The sequence below is a fragment of the Shewanella glacialimarina genome (genome assembly GCF_020511155.1).
GTDB lineage: Bacteria > Pseudomonadota > Gammaproteobacteria > Enterobacterales > Shewanellaceae > Shewanella > Shewanella glacialimarina.
Genome location: NZ_CP041216.1, coordinates 907,863 through 932,189 on the forward strand (window position 1 = coordinate 907,863; position 24,327 = coordinate 932,189).

The 24,327-nt window shown below is 40.8% G+C and carries 19 protein-coding genes and 1 riboswitch; of the genes, 9 read left to right on the forward strand and 10 right to left on the reverse strand.

The features are described 5' to 3' along the window. Positions 1-29: 29 nt before the first annotated feature. The 5 genes from FJ709_RS03835 (at position 30) to FJ709_RS03855 (ending at position 6,503) form a co-directional block, all read left to right on the forward strand. Positions 30-1,943, forward strand: a complete 1,914-nt coding sequence (locus FJ709_RS03835; RefSeq protein ID WP_226413614.1) for a peptidase U32 family protein — start codon at positions 30-32, stop codon at positions 1,941-1,943. 86 nt (positions 1,944-2,029) lie between these two features. Continuing rightward, the gene (locus FJ709_RS03840) at positions 2,030-2,329 is read left to right on the forward strand and encodes a DUF3622 domain-containing protein (RefSeq protein WP_226413615.1); all 300 of its coding nucleotides are present in this window, start codon (positions 2,030-2,032) and stop codon (positions 2,327-2,329) included. A 161-nt stretch (positions 2,330-2,490) separates the two neighbouring features. Continuing rightward, positions 2,491-3,156: a hypothetical protein gene (locus FJ709_RS03845; RefSeq protein ID WP_226413616.1), complete on the forward strand. Its 666-nt coding sequence runs from the start codon at positions 2,491-2,493 to the stop codon at positions 3,154-3,156. Positions 3,157-3,289: 133 nt separating this feature from the next. Further along, a riboswitch (cobalamin riboswitch) is annotated at positions 3,290-3,484 on the forward strand. A gap of 121 nt (positions 3,485-3,605) precedes the next feature. After that, complete coding sequence (locus tag FJ709_RS03850) at positions 3,606-5,600, forward strand: TonB-dependent receptor family protein (protein WP_226413617.1); 1,995 nt, start codon at positions 3,606-3,608, stop codon at positions 5,598-5,600. A gap of 162 nt (positions 5,601-5,762) precedes the next feature. Then, positions 5,763-6,503 (forward strand): HDOD domain-containing protein, encoded by a 741-nt coding sequence (locus FJ709_RS03855; RefSeq protein ID WP_226413618.1) that lies wholly within the window; start codon positions 5,763-5,765, stop codon positions 6,501-6,503. 40 nt (positions 6,504-6,543) lie between these two features. Here the strand turns inward: FJ709_RS03855 and FJ709_RS03860 are convergent, their stop codons facing one another. Both FJ709_RS03860 and queG read right to left on the reverse strand, forming a co-directional pair. Continuing rightward, on the reverse strand, positions 6,544-7,452 hold the full coding sequence (locus FJ709_RS03860) for a LysR family transcriptional regulator (RefSeq protein ID WP_226413619.1): 909 nt from the start codon (positions 7,450-7,452) through the stop codon (positions 6,544-6,546). A 334-nt stretch (positions 7,453-7,786) separates the two neighbouring features. Continuing rightward, positions 7,787-8,971, reverse strand: a complete 1,185-nt coding sequence (queG, locus tag FJ709_RS03865) for a tRNA epoxyqueuosine(34) reductase QueG (RefSeq protein WP_226415831.1) — start codon at positions 8,969-8,971, stop codon at positions 7,787-7,789. Positions 8,972-9,137: 166 nt separating this feature from the next. On the opposite strand from queG, the gene FJ709_RS03870 reads away from it, so the two are divergent. Beyond that, entirely contained in the window at positions 9,138-9,917 is a 780-nt protein-coding gene (locus FJ709_RS03870; RefSeq protein ID WP_226413620.1) for a substrate-binding periplasmic protein, read from the forward strand. 147 nt (positions 9,918-10,064) lie between these two features. Here the strand turns inward: FJ709_RS03870 and FJ709_RS03875 are convergent, their stop codons facing one another. Next, on the reverse strand, positions 10,065-11,948 hold the full coding sequence (locus FJ709_RS03875) for a tetratricopeptide repeat-containing diguanylate cyclase (RefSeq protein ID WP_226413621.1): 1,884 nt from the start codon (positions 11,946-11,948) through the stop codon (positions 10,065-10,067). 241 nt (positions 11,949-12,189) lie between these two features. Between FJ709_RS03875 and FJ709_RS03880 the strand changes: the two genes are divergently transcribed. After that, a complete protein-coding gene (locus FJ709_RS03880) occupies positions 12,190-12,705 on the forward strand; it encodes a phosphatase PAP2 family protein (RefSeq protein ID WP_226413622.1) in 516 nt (171 codons plus the stop codon). Positions 12,706-12,777: 72 nt separating this feature from the next. Next, positions 12,778-13,206 carry a DUF3069 domain-containing protein gene (locus tag FJ709_RS03885; protein ID WP_226413624.1) on the forward strand — a complete coding sequence of 143 codons (429 nt, stop codon included), beginning with the start codon at positions 12,778-12,780 and terminating at the stop codon, positions 13,204-13,206. A gap of 83 nt (positions 13,207-13,289) precedes the next feature. Here FJ709_RS03885 and FJ709_RS03890 read toward each other — a convergent pair whose 3' ends face one another. From FJ709_RS03890 to FJ709_RS03900, 3 genes are all read right to left on the reverse strand, one after another. Beyond that, positions 13,290-14,978 (reverse strand): NAD-dependent malic enzyme, encoded by a 1,689-nt coding sequence (locus tag FJ709_RS03890; RefSeq protein ID WP_226413626.1) that lies wholly within the window; start codon positions 14,976-14,978, stop codon positions 13,290-13,292. A gap of 197 nt (positions 14,979-15,175) precedes the next feature. Next, entirely contained in the window at positions 15,176-15,640 is a 465-nt protein-coding gene (locus tag FJ709_RS03895) for a YehS family protein (protein WP_226413628.1), read from the reverse strand. A 194-nt stretch (positions 15,641-15,834) separates the two neighbouring features. Beyond that, positions 15,835-17,097, reverse strand: coding sequence for an Nramp family divalent metal transporter (locus tag FJ709_RS03900; RefSeq protein WP_226413630.1), 1,263 nt, complete (start codon positions 17,095-17,097; stop codon positions 15,835-15,837). Between the two features lie 343 nt (positions 17,098-17,440). On the opposite strand from FJ709_RS03900, the gene FJ709_RS03905 reads away from it, so the two are divergent. Then, a complete protein-coding gene (locus tag FJ709_RS03905; RefSeq protein ID WP_226413632.1) occupies positions 17,441-20,011 on the forward strand; it encodes a TonB-dependent receptor in 2,571 nt (856 codons plus the stop codon). 134 nt (positions 20,012-20,145) lie between these two features. Here the strand turns inward: FJ709_RS03905 and FJ709_RS03910 are convergent, their stop codons facing one another. From FJ709_RS03910 to FJ709_RS03925, 4 genes are all read right to left on the reverse strand, one after another. Then, positions 20,146-20,646 (reverse strand): DUF4447 family protein, encoded by a 501-nt coding sequence (locus FJ709_RS03910; RefSeq protein WP_226413634.1) that lies wholly within the window; start codon positions 20,644-20,646, stop codon positions 20,146-20,148. 43 nt (positions 20,647-20,689) lie between these two features. Then, positions 20,690-21,091, reverse strand: coding sequence for an SMI1/KNR4 family protein (locus FJ709_RS03915; protein WP_226413636.1), 402 nt, complete (start codon positions 21,089-21,091; stop codon positions 20,690-20,692). 129 nt (positions 21,092-21,220) lie between these two features. Next, complete coding sequence (locus FJ709_RS03920) at positions 21,221-22,003, reverse strand: RelA/SpoT domain-containing protein (protein ID WP_226413637.1); 783 nt, start codon at positions 22,001-22,003, stop codon at positions 21,221-21,223. A gap of 138 nt (positions 22,004-22,141) precedes the next feature. Next, complete coding sequence (locus FJ709_RS03925) at positions 22,142-24,238, reverse strand: M13 family metallopeptidase (protein ID WP_226413638.1); 2,097 nt, start codon at positions 24,236-24,238, stop codon at positions 22,142-22,144. Positions 24,239-24,327 lie beyond the last annotated feature (89 nt).

The window sequence follows — 24,327 nt, forward strand, 5'->3', positions numbered from 1 at the left end:
TGCTTAATTACAAGAATTGATATAACCATATGGCCTCTGTTGAACTTTTTACACCTACACCCGCCAAAAAGCGTCAGCTTGAACTGTTAGCACCTGCTAAAAATGCCGATTATGGTATTGAGGCAATTCGCCATGGTGCAGATGCGGTTTATATTGGTGGTCCTGCTTTTGGTGCCCGTCATAATGCGGGTAATAGTGTTGAAGATATTGCCCGTTTAGCTGAGTTTGCTCATCGCTATCATGCCCAAGTGTTTGTCGCCTTAAATACTATTTTAATGGACGATGAATTGCCTAAAGCTGAGCAAATGATTTGGGACTTATACGAAGCTGGTGTTGATGCGTTAATTATTCAAGATATGGGCGTGTTGCAATTAAACTTACCGCCAATAGCGTTACATGCTAGTACGCAAATGGATAACCGTACCCCTGAAAAATCCGTTTTTTTAGAGCAGGTTGGGTTTTCTCAAGTGGTACTCGCGCGTGAGTTAAATATCCCGCAAATTCGTGATATTGCTAACAGTACTAAAATGAAGTTAGAGTTTTTTATTCATGGCGCCTTATGTGTTAGTTACAGTGGTTTATGTAACTTAAGCCATGCTTATTCTAATCGCAGTGCTAACCGCGGCGAATGTTCACAAATGTGTCGCTTACCGTGTAACTTGACCACTCGAGAAGGTGAGGTGTTAGCGGAGAATCAACATTTATTGTCTTTAAAAGATAATAACCAAACCGATAACCTTGAAGCGTTAATTGAAGCTGGAGTGTCATCTTTTAAAATTGAAGGCCGTTTAAAAGACATTACTTATCTTAAAAACGTCACCGCCCATTATCGTCAACAATTAGATGCCATTATTGCCAAGCGCAGTGATGTTGAATCTATTTCTCACGGGCGTTGCGAGTTTAATTTTACTCCTGATCCAGATAAAAGCTTTAACCGCGGTAAAACCGACTATTTTGTTACCCAAAGAACCGAAGCGATTGAACACTTTAGTTCGCCGAAATTTATTGGTGAAAAAGTGGGCCGTATTACTCAGGTTGGTAAAGATTTTATCAAACTCGATACGACTGAAAGCGGCAAAGATATTGTGTTCAATAACGGTGATGGTTTGTGCTTTTTTGTTGAGCATTATGAAACTCAGCGTTTGTCGGATGATAAACTTGCTGGTACTCGAGTTAACCGCGCTGACGGCAATACCTTATATTTAACTGAGGTGCCAAAAGATTTAAAAGTTGGCGTGATGATGTTCAGAAACTTCGATCATAAATTTGAATCGACGTTAAATAAAGAATCCGCTACCCGTAAAATCAGTGTTGATATGCAATTGCATGATACTGAAGATGGCGTTGCGCTGACGATGACCGATATTCACGGCATTAGCGCTACGGCTCGTTTGCAATGTGAAAAGCAAGCGGCAAACGATCAAGCTAAATCAGCTGCTAACTTTAAAAAGCAGTTAGGTAAGTTAGGCAGTACTGATTTTATTGTTAATAAGATGAACTTATTAACCGAACAAGCCTGGTTTTTACCGGCCTCTACCGTAAACGAGCTTCGCCGTGATGCGGTTGATGCCCTAATGCTTGCGCGAGTGGCTGCATATAAACGACCAGAACGCTGGACACATGATAAAGAGGCGCGTTTCCCGCAGAAATCGTTAAGCTTTTTATCTAACGTTGCCAACGAACAAGCGCGTAATTTTTACGAGCAACATGGTGTTATTCAAATGGAAGACACCTATGAAAAAAATAAAGTGCTACATGACGCACCTTTAATGGTTACCAAGCATTGTTTACGTTACAGCTTTAATTTATGCCCTAAAGAAGTAGAAGGCATAAAAGCTGACCCAATGTTTTTAGATGTAGGTAAAGATAAATTGAAATTAGTGTTTGATTGCCAAAAATGCGAAATGATGATTGTTGGCTCAAATCAGATGGTAAAAAGTTAAACTGAACTTAATAAGCACTTATTAGTACAGTAATAAATTAGGCTAAATGCCTGTTAAAGCGTTAATTCACTAGGAAAAATAGATAAATGAGTAAAAAGTATGAGTCTCGCGTGTTTCAAGCTGACAATGGCTGGAAAACAGAAATCACTCGTCGTATGACCTCGACTAAAACGATAGTATCGAAAAGTCATGATGGTTTTGCAACAGAAGCAGAAGCTACAGCTTGGGGCGAAGAAGCTTTGAAGGGTTTTTTAAGCAAACAAGCTGATCGTAATAAGCGTAAAACGGCTAAACACCTAAAAGCAAAAACCTTGGCAGATGCCATTGCTGCAGAATCAAGCGAAACTGAAGCAGATACTCAAGATTATGATGAAGAGTTAGGTTAGTCATCATAGTATTTGTGTATACAACGAGTTGTTAAAGATAAGTTTCAAAAAAGTGGCTGTTGTGATATATAGTGAGTCCATAATTGCATAGTTATTTTGACTGATATCTAAAATAGCCTCATCAAAGGATGTTGGTGAATGTTTACAAAAGGATGTATGAAATGAAACAGTTTACTGCAATAAAGCTTTGGCTGGGGCTAGCTTGTCTAGTGCCTTGTGCTGTGCTTTTTGCAAAACCGTTCTCTTCAATAAACACGCTGTTTGGCGATGACAACCAAAGCCTTGGCAAAGTTGAAATGCCAAAGGATGTGCAGCAATTAACTGACTTTGCCTCAAAGTTCGGTTTTTTGCCTCCACTTAGCTGGAAATTGGCATTCAGTGAAATGCAAGGCGATATGTTTATGGCTGAATTTATTCCAGCCAATGAATCGCTAAATGATTGGAGCGGCCTTGTGTGTATGCAAGGCTTTAAAGGCTTAGCTAATGACATTGAACCGCAAAAGTTTCTAGATGGAATGGCCGAGACCTATAAAGAACATTGCGAAGGCAAGGTAGTTTATAACGTTTTAGGCACATCAGAAGTGGAAGGTTTAGATGCGGTGCATGGTATTTTGGGGTGCACAGTCATGCCCAATATTCATCATGCCTCCATTTTTGTTGAAAAAGATTTTTCCACTATCCCCAAAGGTGAAATTGGCTACTTTACTGTGGTTAGCGGCTCCCAAGATCTTTATCTTATCCATAAATCGATACGTGTAGCTGTGTTCAGAGAAAACCAACCACCGCTTGATGCCAATAATTACCGCGAGTTTATGGCTAATCCTTAAGTCTGTCATACCTTTGATTGCTACGACTGTGAATGCTGAATATTTTTAATGTTCAATTTCTGCCGTAGCTCTCCCTGCCTGTATCTAATTTAGCTGTTAATCCGTATAATCGGCGCGATTTTATGGTCATGATGACTAGTCAATCTTTTGTGGTGCCATAACGTTTAAATGAGCTTATGGATAATCGGGAAATCAGTGAAAAGCTGATACTGCCCCCGCAACGGTGAAAGGTTAAGATAATGTATAACCATTGCATTATTTGTTTGTTGAATAAATTGTTCATACAAAATACCTCAGTCCGGAGACCGGCCCTAAAGATGATTTTGAGATTTCGGTGGGCAGATCTTAAAATGTAATAAGCTATTTTTGATTCGATTTATTCATTCGATGTTGAAAGCGATTTATTGCGACGTAATTGCCCCATTTTCCCTTTCAGGAGTTAAAGGTAAATGGGTACTAATCCAACAAAACTAGCCTTATCATTAAGCGCTATTCTGGGACTTTCGAGTCTTTCTTTGTGTCTATCTGCAAATGAAATTCAATCTATCGCTCAAGCTGACTCTCAAACTAATGATATCGTGCAGCAAGAAGAGAGCATGGTGATTATTGGCCGCCGTGCAGAAACACCACTTAACATTGCAGCTAACGTTAATGTCATTGATGCCGCTGAAATTCAAATGAGCGGCGCCACCAATTTGGGTGATTTATTGCGTGGTCATAGTGGTATTCAGGTTTCCAATAACAATACTGGCCCGGTTTTTTCTATGCGTGGATTTACCGCCTCACAAGCGGCAAATAATACCCTTATTTTGGTCGATGGACGTCGTCTTAATAATATCGATATTGCCGCACCTAACGTCAGCGCCATTTCGCTTAATCAAATTGAGCGCGTAGAAATATTATCTGGCAGTTCAGGGGTGTTATACGGCGATCAAGCTGTGGGTGGCGTAATTAACATTATCACTAAAGCGCCAAATAGCACTGGTGGTAGCTTAGCCGTGTCGGCAGGTAGTTTTGATACTTTAGAAGCAAAGGGTGATGTTGCTGGGGCGATTAATGATGCTTGGCAATATTACTTAGCGGGTCAGTATAACGAGTCGGACAACTATCGTGATGATAATGCCAATGAAACCAGCTCAATATTAGGCCGTTTACAATATAAAACCCTTGAAGAAGATTTTTATATTGAAGCAAACTACTTTGATAATGATCGTCAAACCCCAGGATCGTTAACTAAAGAGCAACTTGAAGAAAATCCACGCCAATCTAACCCTTGGAATAAAGGCGATTATATTCATGGCATGACGACAGCACTGCGCACGGGTTATCACAATCAAGTTACTGATACCTGGACCTTAGGTGCCGATGTAAGTTATACCGACAGTAATAATACCAGCCTGCAATGGGGCAGTTCAGGCCGTAATGATCGTACTTTATTGTCTATTTCACCCAAAGCGGTTGCTAAGTATCAAGTCGAAAGTGGCGAACTAAATATCATTACCGGTATTGATTACAATTTAGGTGAGTCAATATTTAGCTTTGGCAGAAGTAATCAACAAACCCAAAGCAGTGCTTATATTCAAGCCTCTGTGCCACTGACAACCTCATTATCCTATGTGGTTGGCGGTCGTTATGCAGAAGCTGAGGATGACCTGGTTGATGGGAATATTTATCCTAATGGCATTGATTTAGACCAGGATGCACATGCATTTGAACTGGGCTTAAATTATCGCCCTAATACTGAACATCGTTTGTATGTGCGTGCTGATGATAACTTCCGTTTTGCTAAAGTGGACGAGCAGGCTTATACCTCACCAGGTACAGTGGGCTTAAAGCCGCAGCTAGGGCGATCATTTGAAGCGGGTTGGGACTATGCATACGATATTCATAATCTACAAATTAATCTGTTTCAACTTGATTTAGAAGATGAAATTGTCTGGGATCAAAGTGCTGAAAAACCAGTCGGTGGTGCTTTCAATGGCGCTAACATTAATGCCGATGCATCGCGTCGATATGGTGTCAGTACTGATTATGATATTCAGCTTAGTCCTGCATTAATGCTTGGTGTTGCATATGACTATATTGATGCCGAGTTTACTGAAGGCGAGAATGCAGGTAAGGCTTTATCCTGGGTGGCCAAACACAATGGCCGCGGTTATGTGAGTTATGATTTTGCTAATCATTGGCAAGTATTTGCTGAAGGTGTTTACACAGGCGAGCGCTTTATTGAAGGTGACAATGCTAACGTTGACCCTAAATTAGGCAGTTATGTTCTGACCAATATTGCAGTTAATTACACTTACCAGCAATGGTCTGCAAGCCTACGGGCTGACAATCTACTTGATGAAGAGTATGTCAGCGCAGGTTACTATTCGGCATGGGGAAGTGGCTTTTATCCAGGCGATGGCCGTAACTTACGTTTAACTGCAGGATATCGTTTTTAAATCTTGCTGATTTAAATCACACTGGCTTAAATGCTATTGGTTTAAATCACAAAGTAACTATACTTTATCAAGCCAACAAGTTTCTTGTTGGCTTTTTTATGCTATGGTTTTGCTAACAGCCTAAATACAAATTTCGATTTAATAATAAGGTGACAATGGGGTATGACGGATCTTGAGCAAAGAGTGTTAACTCAAGTTAGGGCAATTATTGGTAATGAAGATCAAGTCATTGGCCGTCGCGGTATTCTTATTCCGCTAAAAAAAGCGCTAATTAATGAAGCTGATATCAGAGTTGTGATTGATATTGTGTCAGATGATCCCGCATTAGCAGGGCACTTACTTATGCGCAGTAATACCGCGCAGACGGCAGGTATTATATCAACTAAGAATCGCAGCATTAAAGATGCACTAATTCGCCTTGGTCAGGTTAACATTTATCGTTATGCATTTTCGTTTTATCTAAAAGAACGTTTAGATGGTCTTGCAGAGCCTTATAAAAAGTTGATCCATGGCTACTGGAAATTGAACGAGTTAATTGCAGTTGATTCTATTGCGCTTTTACGTCAGGAAACCGAAAAGGCTAGCGGCCTAAAAATTGACGCCGATGAAATGCAAACCTTGGCACTGTTTAGTGTGTTTGGCCAGGTTATCGCCTTAACCGCTTTTGCTTACTTGAACAGCGAGCAAGAAACCCCCGTGTCACTGCGGGTTATTAAGTCGTTACTTGACGGCCATCAGCAAACACTTTCAATTGAAGCCTTTGAATCTTTAGGTCTAGATGATGATTTACGTGTTGAATTTATGATTGCACATAACTTACAACAAACTAAAAACCCTGACTCAGCAGGGCTGCTTTTACGGAGAGTCTTGTCGAAAAGAGGTTTGTTGATAAACCCACTATAGTGCAAGACCTGAGTAGCGCTAAACCTTTGAAGTGTTAGGTCTAAGTCAGGCTAGACCTTTGCAGCGCCAACCCTTCCTGTGCCACTAATTCTAACCATTTCTGGATTAAGTTAGCATTGGTGGCGTCACGCCTATAAGCACCAAACAATGGTCGCTTTAAGCCTTCAGCGCCTAATGTTAATGAGGTTAAGCTTAAGCCCTGGCTTTCTTTAATTGACCATGTAGGCAGCGCGGCAACCCCATCATTACAGGCTACTCTTTGTAATAGCATTGAGGTTAAATCACATTGTTTTTGTTCGCCAATTTCTATCCCGGCTGGCTCTAAAAAGTGCTTATAAATATCTAAACGGGTCAGCGGCACAGGGTATGTCAATAATGTCTGTTTGGCTAAATGTACAGGGCTAATAAAAGCTTGCTTAGCTAATGGATTATTATTGGCAACCACTAATTTAACCTCAAAATCAAACAAGTGCTGATACGCCAAAGTATGTCCAGGTACAGGATCAGAAGTGAGTACTATGTCTAATCCGCCAGTTTCAAGTGCATTAAGGGAGTCGAAAAGATGACGGCTTGAAATATCAATCTGTGCATCGGGTGCGTGTTGCTTAAATGCTTCAATAACAGGCATTAACCATCTAAAACAACTGTGACATTCAATGCCTAATTTGAGTTGTTGATTCTCACCTTCTAATCCACGCTTCAAATCAGATTCTGTCGCAATCACCTTTGGCAAAATTTCTTCAGCAAGGTTAAGTAAACGGGCACCTTCGTGAGTGAAGGTGAGCGGTTTACTTTTACGAACAAAAATAGATGAATTAATGCGGGTTTCTAATTCTTTAATTTGGTGAGAAAGAGCCGATTGGGTTACAAAACGTTTCTTAGCTGCACCCGCTAAACTGCCACTTTCCTTTAACGCCATTAAGGTGCGAAGGTGTCTAAGTTCTATCATTGCTCACTCCACATGAAACTTACTCAACTTACCGATGAAATCAATTCGATTACTTGGTAGCAGGTTAGCACAATAAACTTCTAGACGTCCAGACGCCTGTGTAATTTATTTACACAAAGGCAACAATAATCTGTTCGCCCACAAGAAAAGTAGTATGAAAATTACGAGTTTCGCTTTTATGCGCTTTGTTGGGTAAGGCGCATTTTAGTTGGCTTTATAGGGGAGCTAGTAAGATTGGGATGAGCAAGTTTGGAGTTAGCTGAGTTCGGAATTAGCCGAGTAATGCATGATTATTTCATTACTGCTTAAAACTATACTCACACACTCGCTGAAACTAGGCATCTCTTGGTAGCCCTTTTTGAACACTGCGAATAACCCGTTGGGTTTTGCGGCTTAGCGGTTCTATTATGGCGAGAGCTTGTTCCGCTAGCTTTGCTTGCTGCTGATTAATGGCCCATTCAATATGTTCAATGACTAATGCATCTACTTCATCTGTTTGAGCTTTTTGAGTTAGTGCGGCAATAATATCATCGCTTGCGGTGGCGTTACCGAGGGCGACGGCTATATTGCGTAGCCAGCGTTTGTGGCCGATGCGGCGGATAGCACTGCCTTCGGTGTTTGACAAAAATGCACTTTCTGACCAGGCAAATAAACTCAGTAAGTCAGGTTGTATTAGTTTTGCCCGGGTATGAAAGTCGGTTTCCTGGGTGAGTGGGGCTTTGGCATTAACTGGGCATACTAGCTGGCAGTCGTCGCAACCATAAATTCGATTGCCAATTAAGGGTCTAAACTCTTCCGGGATAGCAGTTTGTAACTCTATGGTGAGATAGGATATACAGCGCCTGGCGTCAACAACATAAGGGGCAACAATAGCATCTGTTGGGCAAGACTTGATGCAGGCCACACAGGTGTTACAGCCGTCTTTAATAGGGACATCAGTTGGCAGGGGCAAGTTAATTAATAATTCGCCGAGAAAAAACCAGCTGCCTGCATCTGGATGTAAAATTAGCGAGTGTTTGCCTGTCCAGCCTAAGCCTGCTTTTTCAGCTAGAGGTCTTTCTAAAATGGGCGCAGAGTCGACAAAAGGACGAAAGTCGGTGTCATTAAACTCAAGACTTTGACAGTGTGATGCTATTTTTTCGCCAAGCTGTTTTAGCCGTTGTCGCATGAGTTTATGGTAGTCACGGCCACCGGCATAACGTGAGATATAAGCTAAATTAGGGTCAGTTAAGTTACTGGCAAACCCGGCATCAGGTGGCAGGTAATCCATGCGTGCGCTAATCACTCTAATACAACCAGGGTGAAGTTCTGCTGGCCTTGCACGCATCATGCCGTGGTTAGCCATATAACCCATATCACCGTGGTAACCTTTATCTAACCATGCTTGCAAATCATCTTCGTGTGCTGATAGGTCAACATCTGCGATACCAATATGTGCAAATCCTAAATTTTTACCCCATTGCTTAATTTCTCGGGCAAGCTCGGCAAGTTGGTTTACACTTAGTACAGTATTGGGCATGTCAGTATTGAGTAGCGCAGTCGATTCGGCCATGGTAAATCATTAGGTGTGAGTTAATCTTGCCGTTGATTATACGCTATCTGTAATGGACTATAGATTTTTTCATTGGGAAAATTCGGTCTTATTATTATGTGTAAGATATTGTATAAAAGATTGGGGGTTAGCATTGAAGCAACTTTTTTATGTGTTATTAGCGGCTTTACTTTGCATTAAGTGTGAACAATCAATTGCCGCTGAGCCCTTGATGATCGTCGCTGAGGATTGGGCACCGATGAGTTATCGTGTTAATGATCAACCTACGGGTTACGTTATTGAGTTAATTCAAGTACTGCAGTTACAATTATCTAGAACAGATCCGATAGTCTTTTTACCTTGGGCACGGGCTAATTTGCTAGGTCAATCTCAAAAAAATGTTTTAGTAATTGCCATGGCAAAGAATCATCAACGAGAAAGTCGATTTTCATTTGTTGGGCCAATTGCTGAAGGAAGTATGGGGATTTTTGTACTTAAGGATGACCCTATCAAATTAGATAATTTGAATGACCTAACGAATCAAGGGGATATAGGGGTGTATCGTGAAGGTGATTGTCAGCAGACACTTAAAGACTCGCATGTAAGTCAATTAGCTGTGGCAAATTATCCTGATCAAAGCGTAAAGCAGCTAGTGTTGTCTAGGGTTCGTTTTTTGTGTCAGGCTGATTTTGGTGTGCCGTTTACACTTAATCAAATTGGTAAGCGTAAGTCTGATGTAAGAATGGCATATAAAATTAAAGATTTAGCGATATATTTAGCCTTTTCTGACGGTACTTCACCAGCGCTTATTCAACAATGGTATCAGGCATTAAGTCAATTTATGCAAACGCCAGAATATACTGCTTTGTATCAAAAGTGGTTTGAAACTGACTTGCACCCTAATGAGCCAAAGTTATTTACCGTGAATCATTAACCAAACCCTTAATACAGTTTTTGTAGCTGTTTGCTACTTTTTAAGCACTTTCTGTGCAGCATAACTAAAAGTAGCAAACTTTCCCCTTGGATTAAATCATTATCCAACTCAGTCAATTGATCTTAAAAATAATAAAATCAACAGGTTTTAAGCACTTCTAACGCAATTTCTACCATCAGCTTTGGCACTGTAAAGTGCATGATCCGCTTTAAGTAACAATGGAGACAGTTCGGCTTCATTGGTTAAACTAGTGACTCCCGCGCTAACCGTTTGATGTAATTCCGGTGATATTTGGCTCCACTCATAATTAGCAATACAGTCTATTAAACGTTGGGCAATTTCCAGCGCGATAGTGTGTGAGATGTTAGGCAATAAGACTAAAAACTCTTCACCGCCGACACGACCAACAACATCGTTTTCTCGCATCATGCCCGTCGTTAAGGCTGCTAACTTGACTAATACTTTGTCGCCAACTTCATGACCTAAGGTATCGTTCACTTGCTTAAAATGATCTGCATCAAACGAGATAACAGAAAAAGGTTTGCCACTTTGTTTTGCTTGCTTAATAAAAAGTTCACCTTGGTGATAGGTATCTCGGCGGTTAGATAGCCCGGTTAACTCATCGGTTAACGCAAGGGTTTGATAGGTCCGCTTACGTTTAACCTGCTTGTAAGCAAATACTGAAACGATAATTAAGATGATGGCCACTAAGATAATGATCACAATTTGCATTGACTCGTTACGCTGCATTATTTGCAGTTGCAATTCTTTGTCGCTAGCCGCTTTAAGTAATAACTCATTTTCATTCTGTACTTTGTCGGTATTAAACCTGGTTTGCATTTCAGCGTTTTTATCAGACATGATTTGTTTGTCTAAGATTAAGTGCATATCAACAAAATCACTTAATGCCTTGTGCGCATTTGCTATGTCACCTTTGGCGAGATAAATATCATTTAATAAGCGCAGATTTTGGGTTTCACCACGTTTATTTGCACCGCGGTTAAAATCAATGGAGGCTTTTTTGCTGTATTCAATAGCTTTATCTAACTCATTTTTTACTAAGTAAGCTTGAGCAAAATACAAACACATAAAACTATGGGGGCCCTCATATTCTAACGGAACATCAGGTTCTGCTTCTTTGAGTAAAGTGAGCGCTTTATCAATTTGACCTTGTAAAATAAGGTTGCCAGCAATGTTAACTTTGGTGCCTGCAACGGCGACCTTATTTTTTTGTGATTGCCAGTACTTTAACGATCGATAAAAGCGTTCAGTGGACTCATTAATTTTCCCCAGTGCTTCTAATGAAAATGCGATTTGCACATTAATGGTGTCAGCTTCCATAAGCAGGCCAGACTCTATGTACATTTTCTCTAACTTTATTTGATATTTAAGTGCTGTTTCTGAATCACCAAAACGGCGATAACTGGTGGCTATTTCATTTAAGGTTTCATTAGCCCAGTATGTTAGATTCAGCTTTTCATAAAGGTGTTGTGCGGTAATTAAATCTTCTAAGGCAGCGTTGTAGTTACCTTGGTATGACATCATTGATCCGCGAATACTGCGTCCATCAGCGATTAGTCTTGGGCTTTCTAGCTCATATGCACTACTAACGGCGGATGAAATATCAGCAAATGCAGCTTCAACTTGTCCTGCATAATTTTTGTAATAGCCCATGCATAGCAGTAAGTTAGTGTGAATTTCAGAAGGGTATGGCTCAGAATAGATCAGTAATTGCTGTTGAGCATACTCAATAGCTTTGGCTAGTTGCTCATTGGTTTCTGATGGTTGACCCCAGCAATTTTGGCGGATAAACAGTTTTTGGCGTACATCATCGTCAGCAGCGATAATTTGTTTATATTCTTTTAGCAGTGCATCGGCTTCTTTTTGATCTTTATAATCTACTTGCTCAAACTTTTGATAGATTTCATCTGCCCGAGCATTATCATAATACTCAGCCCATGCTGGAGATAATAAAAGTAGTGTTGTTAGCAAAATTGAAATGCTAAGTATGTTCTCGCGATATTTTTTCAAGATAACAGGCCACTTATTTTTGTTTTTTGTAACAATAAAACTTTCATATTTATTGTTCCTGTAATGTTTGAATTATAGCCGATTATAGATATAAATAACAAATATATAACAGATAAGCTACTTGTTATTTTCAACGGTAACAGTATTTGCATTATGAGGGCTTGCAGCGTATAACGTCGCGGTTATCGCTTTTGTAATTTATAAGGGAACAAAGATGAGGATAAGAATCATTAGATCTGTAATGCTATCGATATTGTTATTGGTTGTGTCTTTACCTAGCCAAGCTGAAGGTGATCTTGAAACCTCTGGTGATGTATTACATTTTGCTTTACCTGCAGTAGCATTAGCTTCGACATTAATGATAGAAGATGATTATCAAGGCGCTTGGCAATTAGCTAAATCAGGTATTTCAAGCCGCTTAGTGGTTGAAGCACTCAAGTTAGGCGTTGATAAGCAAAGACCTGACGGCAGTGGTGATGACTCATTTCCCTCTGGGCATTCGGCGGACACCTTTGCTGCTGCAACATTTATAAATCAACGTTATGGTTGGGAATATGGTGTACCGTCCTATGTGGTTGCGTCATACGTTGCTTATACTCGTGTTGCCAGCGACAAGCATCATGTTGAAGATGTGCTTGCTGGGGCGGCCATTGGCATTTTAGCGGGTTGGTATTTTACTGATCCTTATGAAAATATTAGCGTGGTGCCACTGGCTTATAATGGCACTTATGGTGTGTATATTAGTGGACGTTTTTAATCTAAATTCTAACGCTAACTCAAATTATAACTCTAATTTAAATTCTAATATTGATGAATATAAGGTGTAATCATGGTTGAACAAACCTATAGAGATACTGCGAAAAAGGTATCTTATAATGTAGCCAATAAAGTGCTACCAATGGATCAACTACCTGACAGCTTAATAGAAGCCTATGACGGCCTGTTTGAAGAGTTGTTTGCTGATAAAGCACAAGCGTTTAACAATGCCTGGGACAAATTGCCTGCCAGTGCTCAAAAGCTTATTTCGCAGGCTGAGTTTCATGGTTTTTATATTGCTAATGCTTGGATGCAGCTGAGTCGTGTTGCGCAAGAAATTGCCGACAGCAATGACACAGAAGAAGAGATGAACAATAACGAATACGATGGTATTTTTGGCCGTTTAGCTGAACAGTCGTTAAAAGAATGTTTACGCAAGCTGAAAAAAGCCCGTACCGATAGAGTGATGCTTAATAGCTTTAAAAAGGTTATGGCGGATTAAGCATTTTTTATCAGTTACTTGATTAAAATAAAAATCCCAGTAATTCATTACTGGGATTTTTTACATCATTATTCAAGCACAGATTAAAATGCAGTACGGCGATAACGACGATATTCTGGTTGCCAAAAGTTATTATCAATGGCTTGTTGCAGTAACTCATCAGTACAAGGTAGGGCTAAACCTTGGTCAATTGCGACTTTAGCCACTGCAAAAGCGATGTACTTACTCACTTTATGAATATCTTCAAGCTTAGGCAATAGTGAACCTTCACCCATTGTACCCAATGGCGAACATTCAGACAGTGCACGGCTAGAGGCCATTAGCATTTCATCAGATACACGGGTTGCGCCGCATGATAATACCCCAAGACCAATACCTGGGAAAATAAAGCTGTTATTACACTGGGCTATTTCAAAGGTTTCACCATTGACCACAACTGGTTCAAATGGGCTACCTGTTGCCACAAGCGCCTGGCCCGATGTCCAGTTTAAAATATCTTTTGGGGTCGCTTCGACTCGACTTGTTGGGTTAGATAAGGGAAATACTATTGGACGTGGGCAATGGCTGTGCATGGCTTTAATCACATCTTCAGTAAATAGTCCTGGTGCACCCGATACGCCAATTAACACTGTCGGTTTAGCGTTATTAACTACATTGAGCAACGAGACATTGTCGCTGTAGTTGTGCCATTGATCAACCAGAGCTGTTTTTTGTGCCAAGTTACTTTGAAAAGGTAATAGATTAGGCATGTTGTCGAGTAATAAGCCCCAGCGATCGACCATAAAGACTTGCGATCGAGCCTGCGCGTCACAGATACCCTCGGAGACCATTTGGGCAATAATAGCTTCAGCGATACCACAACCAGCACTGCCTGCACCTAAAAACACAATGCGTTGTTGGCTTAGTGTGGTGTTAGCGGCTTTACTGGCCGCCAACAATGAACCGACAGTAACCGCAGCCGTACCTTGAATATCATCATTAAAACAACAGTACTTGTCTTTATAGCGCTCAAGTAAAGGCATGGCATTTTTTTGGGCAAAGTCTTCAAACTGAATTAATGCATCTGGCCAGCGACGGTTAACCGCTTGCATAAAGGCTTCTACGAATTCTTTATAGTCATCACCGCCAACACGCTGATGGCGCCAACCCATGTACATAGGGTCATCGAGTAGTTGAGGGTTATCAGTACCTACATCTAATGTAACCGCCAGACAGTAAGCCGGGCTAATACCACCACAGCTGGTGTAAAGTGATAGCTTACCAATAGGAATACCCATGCCACCAATGCCCTGGTCGCCCAAACCTAAAATACGCTCACCATCGGTGACAACAATGACTTTGACTTTGTGACGAGTCGAATTATTCAAAATGTCGTCGATGCGATCTTTGTTCTCGTAAGAGATAAATAACCCACGGTTACGGCGATAGTTTTTTGAAAAGCGCTCGCAGGCTAATCCTACCGTTGGGGTGTAAATAATCGGCATCATTTCACTGATGTTGTTGCGCACCAATGAATAAAATAGCGTTTCGTTGGTGTCTTGAATATTACGCAGGTATATATGTTTATCTAAGTCGTTAGTGAAGTTAGTAAACTGCTGATATGCGCGTGCGACCTGTTCATCAATGGTTTCAATTACCCAAGGCAACAAGCCTTCAAGGTTAAATGAAATACGTTCATCTTCAGTAAAGGCAGTGCCTTTATTTAGCAGCGGAGATTCAAGAATGGCTGGACCTGCAAAAGGAAGATAGAGTGGGCGTTTAGTATCGTCCATGGGTAACCTTTTTTGTGTGTTGTTTGATAGGTTTGTTAAAGGATAGATTAACATGACTATTATGTATTGTGGTCTGTTAAGTGATGAATTTCACACTTTTTTTATGAAGCAGTTGTTTGAATTACTCGCCAGTAACAAAAATGCACAGCCGCTAGCTGTGCATTGATAGGGTATAACAGGCTCTATTGAGCCTAATCTTATTTACCGCGGTGTTTAATTGACAAACCTTTAACGAAGTTACGCAACACTTGATCGCCACAGGGTTTATAGTTTTTGTGTTCAGGGTTGCGAAACAATGCGCCTAATTCAGATTTAGACATCGCAAAATCAGCTAAGGCTAGTACGGCAATGATTTCGTCTTCGCGCATTTCTAATGCGACCCGTAGTTTCTTAAAAATAAGGTTGTTGGTTAGCTGCTTTAAGGGCGTAGGTACTTCAGCGTCAGGCTTTAAACCACGATTTTTGATGATCAAACCATCTAAAAACTGGCACATTAATTTATCGTTACAAGCTTGATAACCTTCTTCTTCCTCTTTTTTCAGTAGCGCGATTATCTCATCTGAAGTGATTTCGGCATTGGCTTGGCTGAAAATATTGATCATTTTGGCATTTGAGTAATCAAAAACAAAACGAATACGGCGAAGAATATCATTGTTAATCATAAGGTTCTCTGGCGCGGCTGCGCATAAATAGTTTAGGTCACGTGACTGAGGTATATTATAGCGATTAATCTTTAATTCGTCAGATTATTCGTGTGCTATAAGTTGCTCTGTTACCGTTTGGCGGATTTTATTTTTAACCGGCTTAATAGCTAAGGTAACTTTTTGTGTTATCGAAAATCATTTCTGTGAAGCGATCATTTGGTGACATACCAATAAATAAACACTATCGCAAAGCCTACTAAATACAGTAGCCCAAACCAAGATACGCCGACCAGTGCCTTACCATAACGGTGTTTCGACGCTAAGGTTTTACTGGTCATTAAACGAAAATTAAGCCATGCAAATATCACTGTGGTCATAAAAGCTAAAATCATCACAAACTCTAATAAAGGCAGCAGCGCACCTTTAAAAAATAAAATTAACCCTAAGCCTAAAGCGCTCATTAGCAACATAATCATATTAAGTCTTTTAGGCGAGTCTTGCGCTTTAGTGAGTAGCTGCCAACCCATATTGAGGGTACGGCTATAACCATCAATCACGGTCACAGTGGTACTGAAAATACATAAGAATGCCACAATGCCAATAAGGTAGCGGGAGTTGTCGCCCATGACTTGACTGTATAAAGTGATTAATTGATTGGCAAACTGAGCACCAGAGTCTGAAAACTGCTCGCCCGAGCCATGCATGACTAATGCACCTAATGCCAAAAAGACCAGCGCGAGGATTGCGGTGGTGATGTAGCCTAAATTGAAATCGAAAATGGCTTGTTTGGGGGTTACCGTTTGGCTCTTCTGCTTTTCTAATAACCACAGCGAGTTCCATGCACTGACTTCAATAGGGGCAGGCATCCAGCCCATCATAGCCACTAAAAAACCTACATTAGCCCATTGCCATGCATCAACAGAAGAGGTGATTACCGGTTTACCCCATTGATTGGAGAAAGCCAATGACACGGCAATTAATGTGCTGATAGTTAGTACAAACATGATGATTTTTGTGATGCTATCCAGCCACTTATAATGGCCGACGATTAACAATACTAATGAAGTGATTAATACTATTAAGGCTAATACATCAATAGAGAGTGGAATAAATTGAGTCAGCATTGCTGCGGTTAACATACATACCCCCGCAGTGCTTGCGACGGCGGCAATAGTATTGAGCCCAGTAAACAGCCACAAATAACCGCGTCCCTGGCGTAAATAACCCTCTAGCAAGCTTTCACCCGTTGCTGCGGTATAACGCGCTCCAGCAGCAAAAAATGGATATTTAACCAGGTTTACCGCCAATACTAACCAGGCTAACTGCCAACCATATTCAGCCCCCGCACGGGTTGATGCCACAAGATGTGATGCACCAATAGCTGCTGCTGCCATTAAAATACCAGGACCTGTTGCTTTAAACAAAATCTTGATTTTAGAGAGTGTGGAAATCTGAACAGATTGTTGATTTAGCATAAAAACCATTTAAGTATATTGTTCAACAGTTAACGTATTAACGGCAAAATATAACCATTATCTTTGATTAGACAAGGGCTAGGTCGGTAATTCTAGTTACTTATCTTATTTATGTATCAGCCTGTCATATTTATTTTTTTTGAATTTAAATTCATTTATTCTGTCTTTTTATTCTTGATTAAGTGTTTGGTTACATTTACATTACTGCATTGTATTGACTTTGTTAAATTTTAAATTAACTTGGACATGTAAATAATAATCCAAGCAAGTTGTAGGTAATTATATTGTTACCGCAATTTGCAGTAGTCATGGATATAAAATAAAAAATATTTTAAGGAAGATCATGAAAAGACCTAACGTTTTGCGCAGCGCGTGCGCTATTGCTGTATCACTGTCATTGGCCCCAATCGCCTTTGTTGCTCAAGCCGCCGATGCATCAGCTGAAGCTAAAGTTGAACGTATCGAAGTTACCGGTTCTCGTATCAAACGGACAGATATTGAAGGACCTTCGCCAGTACAATCACTTAACAAAGAAGATATTGCTAACATGGGTTTTGACAACCTACAGCAATTATTAGAGCGTATGCCTGCCAATGGTTCTGGCGCATTCTCAACTCGCGGCAACAGCCAGGATTCTACCGCAAACGGCGGTGCGTCAATCAGTTTGCGTGGCTTAGGTCCTGATGCGACACTAGTATTAATTAATGGCCGCCGTGTTGGTGCAAGTGCATTTGCCGAAGGAATTTCAAACTCGTTTGTTGATATTAATAACATTCCTGTATCTGCCATTGAGCGTATCGATATTTTAAAAGATGGCGCGTCAGCAATTTATGGCTCTGATGCTATTGCCGGTGTAGTCAATATTGTTTTAAGAAAAGACATTGAAGGGATTGAGCTTAACCTAGGTTATGGCGATGATAGCGGCACGGGATATGACGAAACCACAGCGAGTTTAGTGTGGGGCGTTAAAGCCGATAAAGGCAGTGCATCTATTATTTTAGATTACTTTACCAACGGCACATTATCTGCAGAAGACATGGGCCAATTTGGTACCGCAAATCAATCACCATATGGCGGCGAAGATTATCGTTCATCACGTGGCTACCCTGGCTATTTTTACGTTAACGGTGTTAAAACCATCGATCCAGATTGTCCTTCTGAAAATGCAACATCAAGTGGCAGTTGTTTATTCGATTACGGCCCGTACAACCTAACTATTCCTACCGCTGAGCGTGTTGGTGCTATTGGGCAATTTGATTACATGTTGGGCGAAGACTTAACCGCATTTTTAGAGTTATCTGTACAACATAATACTTCTGAAGCGGGCGGTGCACCAACACCATTAGATGAAGATGCTGGCTTAACCGTTCCGGGGTCACACCCAAATAATCCTTTTGGACAAGATATTGAAATTGGTCGTTATCGTACCGTTGATGCCGGTGCGCGTCGTTGGGATATCGAATCCGATACAATGCGTATTGTGGCAGGTCTTCGTGGCGTTGTGAACGAGTGGGATTGGGAAGTATCAACCCAACGTGGTCGCAGTGAATCCACACAAACAGGTGATCGCTCACAGGGCTGGGTAAGAACGGATTATTTACAAGCTGAAATTGATGCCGGTAACTACAATCCATTCGGCGCAGCGGTTAATTCACAAGATGTTATTGATCGTATTACCACTAGCCTTGTAAGACAAGGTAAGTCGAGTATTACTGCTTATGATGCCAGTATTTCAGGCCATGCATTTACCATTGCAGACCGCGATATCATGATGGCAGCTGGGGCTGAGTACCGTGAAGAAAGTGTTAGCGATATTCCCGATGAGCAATTCCAACGTGGTTTGATTTTTGGTACTGAAGCTATATCAGCATTTGGTTCACGCGATCAATATGCGGCTTATGTAGAGTTATCTGTTCCAGTGACTGATAGCTTTGAGTTGCAGTTAGCGGGTCGTTATGACAACTACAGTGATTTCGGTTCAACCACTAACCCTAAAATTGCTTTCCAGTGGGGCATTAATGATGAGTTAACCGCTCGTGGTTCTTGGTCTACCGGTTTCCGAGCACCATCACTTGCACAAATTGGTCTTGGTCCATCTGAAAAGAGTGACTTTTTAGTCGATAGCTACCGCTGTGCCGCCGATAATGTAGATTGTGAGTTACTTGACTACAACTTTATTTTTGCCGGTAACCCTAACCTTAAAGCGGAAGAGTCTGAGACTTGGAACGTCGGCATGATATGGGCGCCAAGCCAACAGTTTGATGTAGGTTTTGATATATTTAATATTCTACAAGACAACAAAATTGATTCACTGCAAAACCAAGATCTTTATGATGCAAATTGTAACGTTCAAAATAGTACTGTTTGTTTACGAAATACGCCGCAACCTGGCCAAACATTAGGTCCTCTTGATGTGATCAAATCAGGGTTCGTTAACATTGGTTCGCAAGAAGTACAGGGTGTAGATTTATCTTCTCACTATGGTATTGAGTTAAACAATTTTGGTGATGTGAAGTTTGGTTTAGAGTACAGCTACTTAATCAGCTTCGAAAAAGTAGGTGCCGAGGGAGATGTTACTGATTACACAGGAAAATACGAATACCCAGAACATCGCTGGTTAGCAACAACTAACTGGATGATGGATGATTTTGCCGCTAACGTTAACTTAAGCTATATCGGTGAGTTTGAAGACTACAATGAAACCCGCACTGTTGAGTCGCAGTTATTAGTGGATATGTCTGGCTCATACCGTTTCAATGACACGGTTAAGCTATCTGTAGGTGTAAATAATGTGTTTGATGAATCGCCATCATTTGCGATTGGCGATGGTGATGCTGACCTTTATGGTTATGCAATGGGTGTCCATAACCCGCTTGGTCGTTATCTCTACACTAAAGTGACAATGAAGTTTTAAGCATTAAATCTTCAGATAATAAAAGCCACATCCCTCTTTTGGGTGTGGCTTTTTCATTAATAGATTATGATTTTATCGGCATTAAAAAAGGAAGCATTAAGCTTCCTTGTTGTTTGTTATGTTATAGCCAATGACTATAGCTGAGTTGCAGCCCATTTAGCTCTGCTTTCACGGCTTTCACTCATGCCGCTATCTGCGCGATAGGTTTTGTATGCTTCTGCATCCAGCGCTATAAGGCTCACATCAACTTCAAGTACCAGCTTACATTCTTTTTTAATTCGCCAGGCCGCAGTGTTATACAACTCTGTTACCGGTAATGAGCTTAAAAATTCAGGGTTATATTGGGTATAAAGTGCTTGGGTTGGATATACCACAAACGCTAAACGGCGCTTAGGCTCTTTTTTAAATAACTCTTCAATGCCATCGGTGGTATTGAGCACTTGCATTTCAATGATGTCATCAATTTCTAATAGCTTCTTTTGAGCAGGTATTGGCGCCTCAGCTTCACCGGCTTCCCATGCGATAACCGCTTCTGAAGTCGTTTTAGTGATGAGTGCGACCTGCTCAACTGTTAAACCAAATGATTGGCGTAAACACTGCATTTCAATGGCGTTTAAGCCAGAAGGGTTTGACATAATATTTCCTAAATAAGCTGATGTTTGAATGTAAAAATGGGTGTTATAGTCCAAGCCAAATATCTTCAATCCAGTCCCACAATGATTCCCATCGTGCATCACTAAAGCGACCGTTTTTCCAAAATTGCACTTGACCGTTTTCTTCAATGCAGTAAAAGCTGTCACCTATTTGGCAAATGGGGATTTGCTCTCTTGGTAATCCAATAGACCATGCGTAACTGGCTACTTCTGGCAAATACGTGTGCGAGTAGGGATCTGTGGCAGTAACTGGCTCATAAGTGCCATAAATAACGTCACTGGCATACAGTAAATACTCTTTTAAATCCCCTGGAAGCCCAATTAATATTTGTTCTTCAACTTCGACTAGTTGCTCAAAAGTAGGTAATTCAAAAGGAACTGGAACGGTTTCACTGAGTTCTTGTAAATGGTCAATAATGTCTTGCATTGGATGTTCCTTTAGTCGCGATAGCGGTCAATGCGATATTGGGCGGGATTATAGCAGAGATAATGGCTGATTCAGATAAAAAAAATGCGCTCATATGAGCGCAAAAGGGTGGGTGGAATTAATGGCTGGTTAGGCTGCTTGTGGATAATCGGTAGTAATAGCTTGACGTTTATACACCAGCCAAGCTTTATGGTATTGCTTATGGGATTGTTGACGAATTCGGGTTATTTGCTGTATTTCAAATTCATTCAATGGGCGATGTTCTATGCTGGCGATGGCTTCTATTTGCTGAATTTGTTCGTAGTGTTTATGATCCTGACCACTTTTTATATTGGCAATGGTTTGTAGGTGTAACTGCACTTCAACAATCATTTGGCTTTGTGGCAGTTTCAGCAGAACATTTAAATCGCGATAACCAGATGCCTTTGGGTTGGCAAAGCGGTTTTTAATTTGTACCACTTCGCTGTTTTCAGCTAACATTTTGTAGCTTGCCATTAAGTCATCAACATTATTAGCCACTATGCTTCCTCGGGCTAAATCGGTAATTAAACGGGCATCGCCTTCAAACTTATGAGTTACTTTTTGTAACGCCCGCTGATAGCTTTTGGCCGCAGGTAACAACATGGTTGTTTTATTCTGTTGACTGATAACCGATAAAAGCTGGCCTAACTCAGTTTGTGCAAGATCTGCTTGTGTCATTAAATCAATCAAGTCTGCTGATTGTTGTATAGGCTGGTATGCTTGAAAGTCAGGGATTGAATATAAAATATCAAGCGCATTGTTAGTACCGAGATTTAACCCGAAAGGGACTTTATCATCTTGTTTATCAACAGGAGCAAGTGGCTGGGCGGTAACTTGACGAGTGCTCAATAGCACTAAAAAAATAAAAAGAGTACGAAAAAATTTATTCAATGTTAATTCTCCAAGCGATTAGCTTAAGGACACTTTAGCTTACCGAAGCTGAACCAATACTGAATAAAGACAGATATTTAGATTAAGAAAGGTTAACAAAAAGGGCGCCTAATGGCGCCCTTCAATATTAGATTATGCTTACCAGATTTTTACGCGCTTTTCTGGTGCAAGGTACATCTTGTCACCTTCTTTCACGTCATAAGTGGTATAAAACTCAGGCATGTTAGATAACGCGCCTAGTGCACGGAAATGGCCTGGAGAATGTGGATCAGTTGCTACGCGATTTCGCATGGCTTCTTCTTTCATTTTCACACGCCAGATTTGGCTAAAGCCCATAAAGAAACGTTGATCGCCAGTTAGACCATCAATTACTGGTGCTTCTTGACCATTTAGTGACATTTTGTAAGCTTTATAAGCAATGGTCACACCTGATAAATCACCAATGTTCTCGCCTAAGGTTAATTCACCATTCACGTTCAAATCGTCAAATACTTTATAACCGCTATATTGGGTAATAAGGGCATTACCTTTAGCTTCAAATGCTTTTAGATCAGCTTCAGTCCACCAGTCACGCATGTTACCTTCACCATCAAACTTAGCACCTTGGTCATCAAACCCATGGCCCATCTCGTGACCGATAACCGCGCCAATACCACCGTAGTTAACCGCATCATCAGCTTCTAAGTTGAAGAATGGTGGTTGTAAAATTGCAGCAGGGAACACAATTTCGTTCATGGTTGGGTTGTAGTAAGCATTAACTGTTTGCGGCGTCATGTGCCACTCGTCTTTATCTATTGGTTGGCCTAGCTTAGCTAAATTTTTGTTATGTTCAAAAATTGCAGCGCGTTTAGCATTACCTAATAAATCATCCGCTTTAATCGTCAGTTTAGTATAGTCATCCCACTTATTTGGATAACCAATCTTAGGGTTAAATTTAGCTAGCTTGTCTTTTGCCGCGACTTTAGTGTCAGCGCTCATCCAATCTAGCGAATCGATGCTCGAGCCATAAGCGCCACGAAGGTTTTCAACAAGCTGTTCCATCCGTGTTTTCGCTTCTGGAGCAAAATGGCGTTTAACATACACTTTACCGACGACTTCACCTAGGGTATCGCTTACTGTAGTGACACCACGCTTCCAACGCGGTTCTTGCTCTGCCTGACCATTTAAGGTTTTAGAGAAAAAAGCAAAATTTTCGTTGTCTACCGCTTCTGATAAGTTGCTTGCATTGTGGGTTAGGGTCATCCACGTGAGATAATTTTTCCATGCATCAAGGTCATTGTTCTTAATGACTTCATTTAACCCTTGGATATAGCTAGGTTGATTGATAATAATATCAGTTTGCTTATCCCCGCCTAATGCTGCCAAGTAACCTTGCCAGTTAATGTCCGGTGCTAGTTCATCTAAGTCTGCTACTTGATAAAGGTTGTAAGTTTTAGTGCTATCGCGAGTTTCAACAACATCCCAATGCTTTTCAGCAATTTTGGTTTCTAGTGCAAGAACAGCTTCTGCGTTTGCTTTAGCATTTGGTAAGCCTGCTAGGTCGTACATTCTTTCGATATGTTCTACATAGGCTTTACGAATATTAACAAAGCGCTCTTCCTGGTTAAAATAGTAATCTTTTTCTGGCAGGCTTAAGCCATATTGCCAAATATGAGTCGCATAACGGCTAGAGTTTTTTGCGTCTATTTCAACGTAGAAAGCTAATGGTGTTCCGCCGCCGTTAGCTTGATTTTCACCAAAAAATGCAGTTAATTCTTTCTTGTCTGTTAGTGCTGCAATTTTATCTAAATCAGCTTGAATTGGTGCGATACCTAACTTGTTTAAGGTCGCAACATCCATAAATGAGCGATATAAGTCCGCTACTTTTTGCTCATCGGTGCCATCTGCTAAATTCGGCGTAGCACTTAAATCTTCAATAATGACTTTAACGTCGTCACGGGCATTTTCACGTAAGTCGTAAAAAGCACCAATGTTAGTGCGATCGCCTGGGATCTCAGCTGTGTTCATCCAGCCGCCATTAACATATAAGTAAAAGTCATCCTGTGGACGAACATTTTTGTCCATATTATCAAAGCTAATACCTGACGTCAGTGCTTTTTCAACAGCTGCAGCGGTTGCTGTTTTAGCGACTTCAGTTTTTGCTGCTGCATCAGCGGTTGCTTGAGTATTATCACTACAAGCTGACAGGCCAGCGATAAGCGAGGCACAAAGTCCTCCAATAACCAATTTTTTCATGTTGTTTCCCTTGCGTTAAATATGCCCTTCAATGGAGGCTGGTAATTTTGTTTTTATCTTGTCAGGTATTTAGTGCCAAAGTATTTCTT

Excerpts from the sequence above, each read along its gene's own strand:
- FJ709_RS03885 (WP_226413624.1), top strand. The coding sequence starts at position 12,778 with ATGGTTGAACAAACCTATAGAGATACTGCGAAAAAGGTATCTTATAAT.
- FJ709_RS03925 (WP_226413638.1), bottom strand. The coding sequence starts at position 24,238 with ATGAAAAAATTGGTTATTGGAGGACTTTGTGCCTCGCTTATCGCTGGC.
- FJ709_RS03900 (WP_226413630.1), bottom strand. The coding sequence starts at position 17,097 with ATGCTAAATCAACAATCTGTTCAGATTTCCACACTCTCTAAAATCAAG.
- FJ709_RS03835 (WP_226413614.1), top strand. The coding sequence starts at position 30 with ATGGCCTCTGTTGAACTTTTTACACCTACACCCGCCAAAAAGCGTCAG.
- FJ709_RS03850 (WP_226413617.1), top strand. The coding sequence starts at position 3,606 with ATGGGTACTAATCCAACAAAACTAGCCTTATCATTAAGCGCTATTCTG.
- FJ709_RS03880 (WP_226413622.1), top strand. The coding sequence starts at position 12,190 with ATGCTATCGATATTGTTATTGGTTGTGTCTTTACCTAGCCAAGCTGAA.
- FJ709_RS03890 (WP_226413626.1), bottom strand. The coding sequence starts at position 14,978 with ATGGACGATACTAAACGCCCACTCTATCTTCCTTTTGCAGGTCCAGCC.
- FJ709_RS03895 (WP_226413628.1), bottom strand. The coding sequence starts at position 15,640 with ATGATTAACAATGATATTCTTCGCCGTATTCGTTTTGTTTTTGATTAC.
- FJ709_RS03840 (WP_226413615.1), top strand. The coding sequence starts at position 2,030 with ATGAGTAAAAAGTATGAGTCTCGCGTGTTTCAAGCTGACAATGGCTGG.
- FJ709_RS03845 (WP_226413616.1), top strand. The coding sequence starts at position 2,491 with ATGAAACAGTTTACTGCAATAAAGCTTTGGCTGGGGCTAGCTTGTCTA.
- FJ709_RS03910 (WP_226413634.1), bottom strand. The coding sequence starts at position 20,646 with ATGTCAAACCCTTCTGGCTTAAACGCCATTGAAATGCAGTGTTTACGC.
- FJ709_RS03905 (WP_226413632.1), top strand. The coding sequence starts at position 17,441 with ATGAAAAGACCTAACGTTTTGCGCAGCGCGTGCGCTATTGCTGTATCA.
- queG (WP_226415831.1), bottom strand. The coding sequence starts at position 8,971 with ATGCCCAATACTGTACTAAGTGTAAACCAACTTGCCGAGCTTGCCCGA.
- FJ709_RS03860 (WP_226413619.1), bottom strand. The coding sequence starts at position 7,452 with ATGATAGAACTTAGACACCTTCGCACCTTAATGGCGTTAAAGGAAAGT.
- FJ709_RS03855 (WP_226413618.1), top strand. The coding sequence starts at position 5,763 with ATGACGGATCTTGAGCAAAGAGTGTTAACTCAAGTTAGGGCAATTATT.
- FJ709_RS03915 (WP_226413636.1), bottom strand. The coding sequence starts at position 21,091 with ATGCAAGACATTATTGACCATTTACAAGAACTCAGTGAAACCGTTCCA.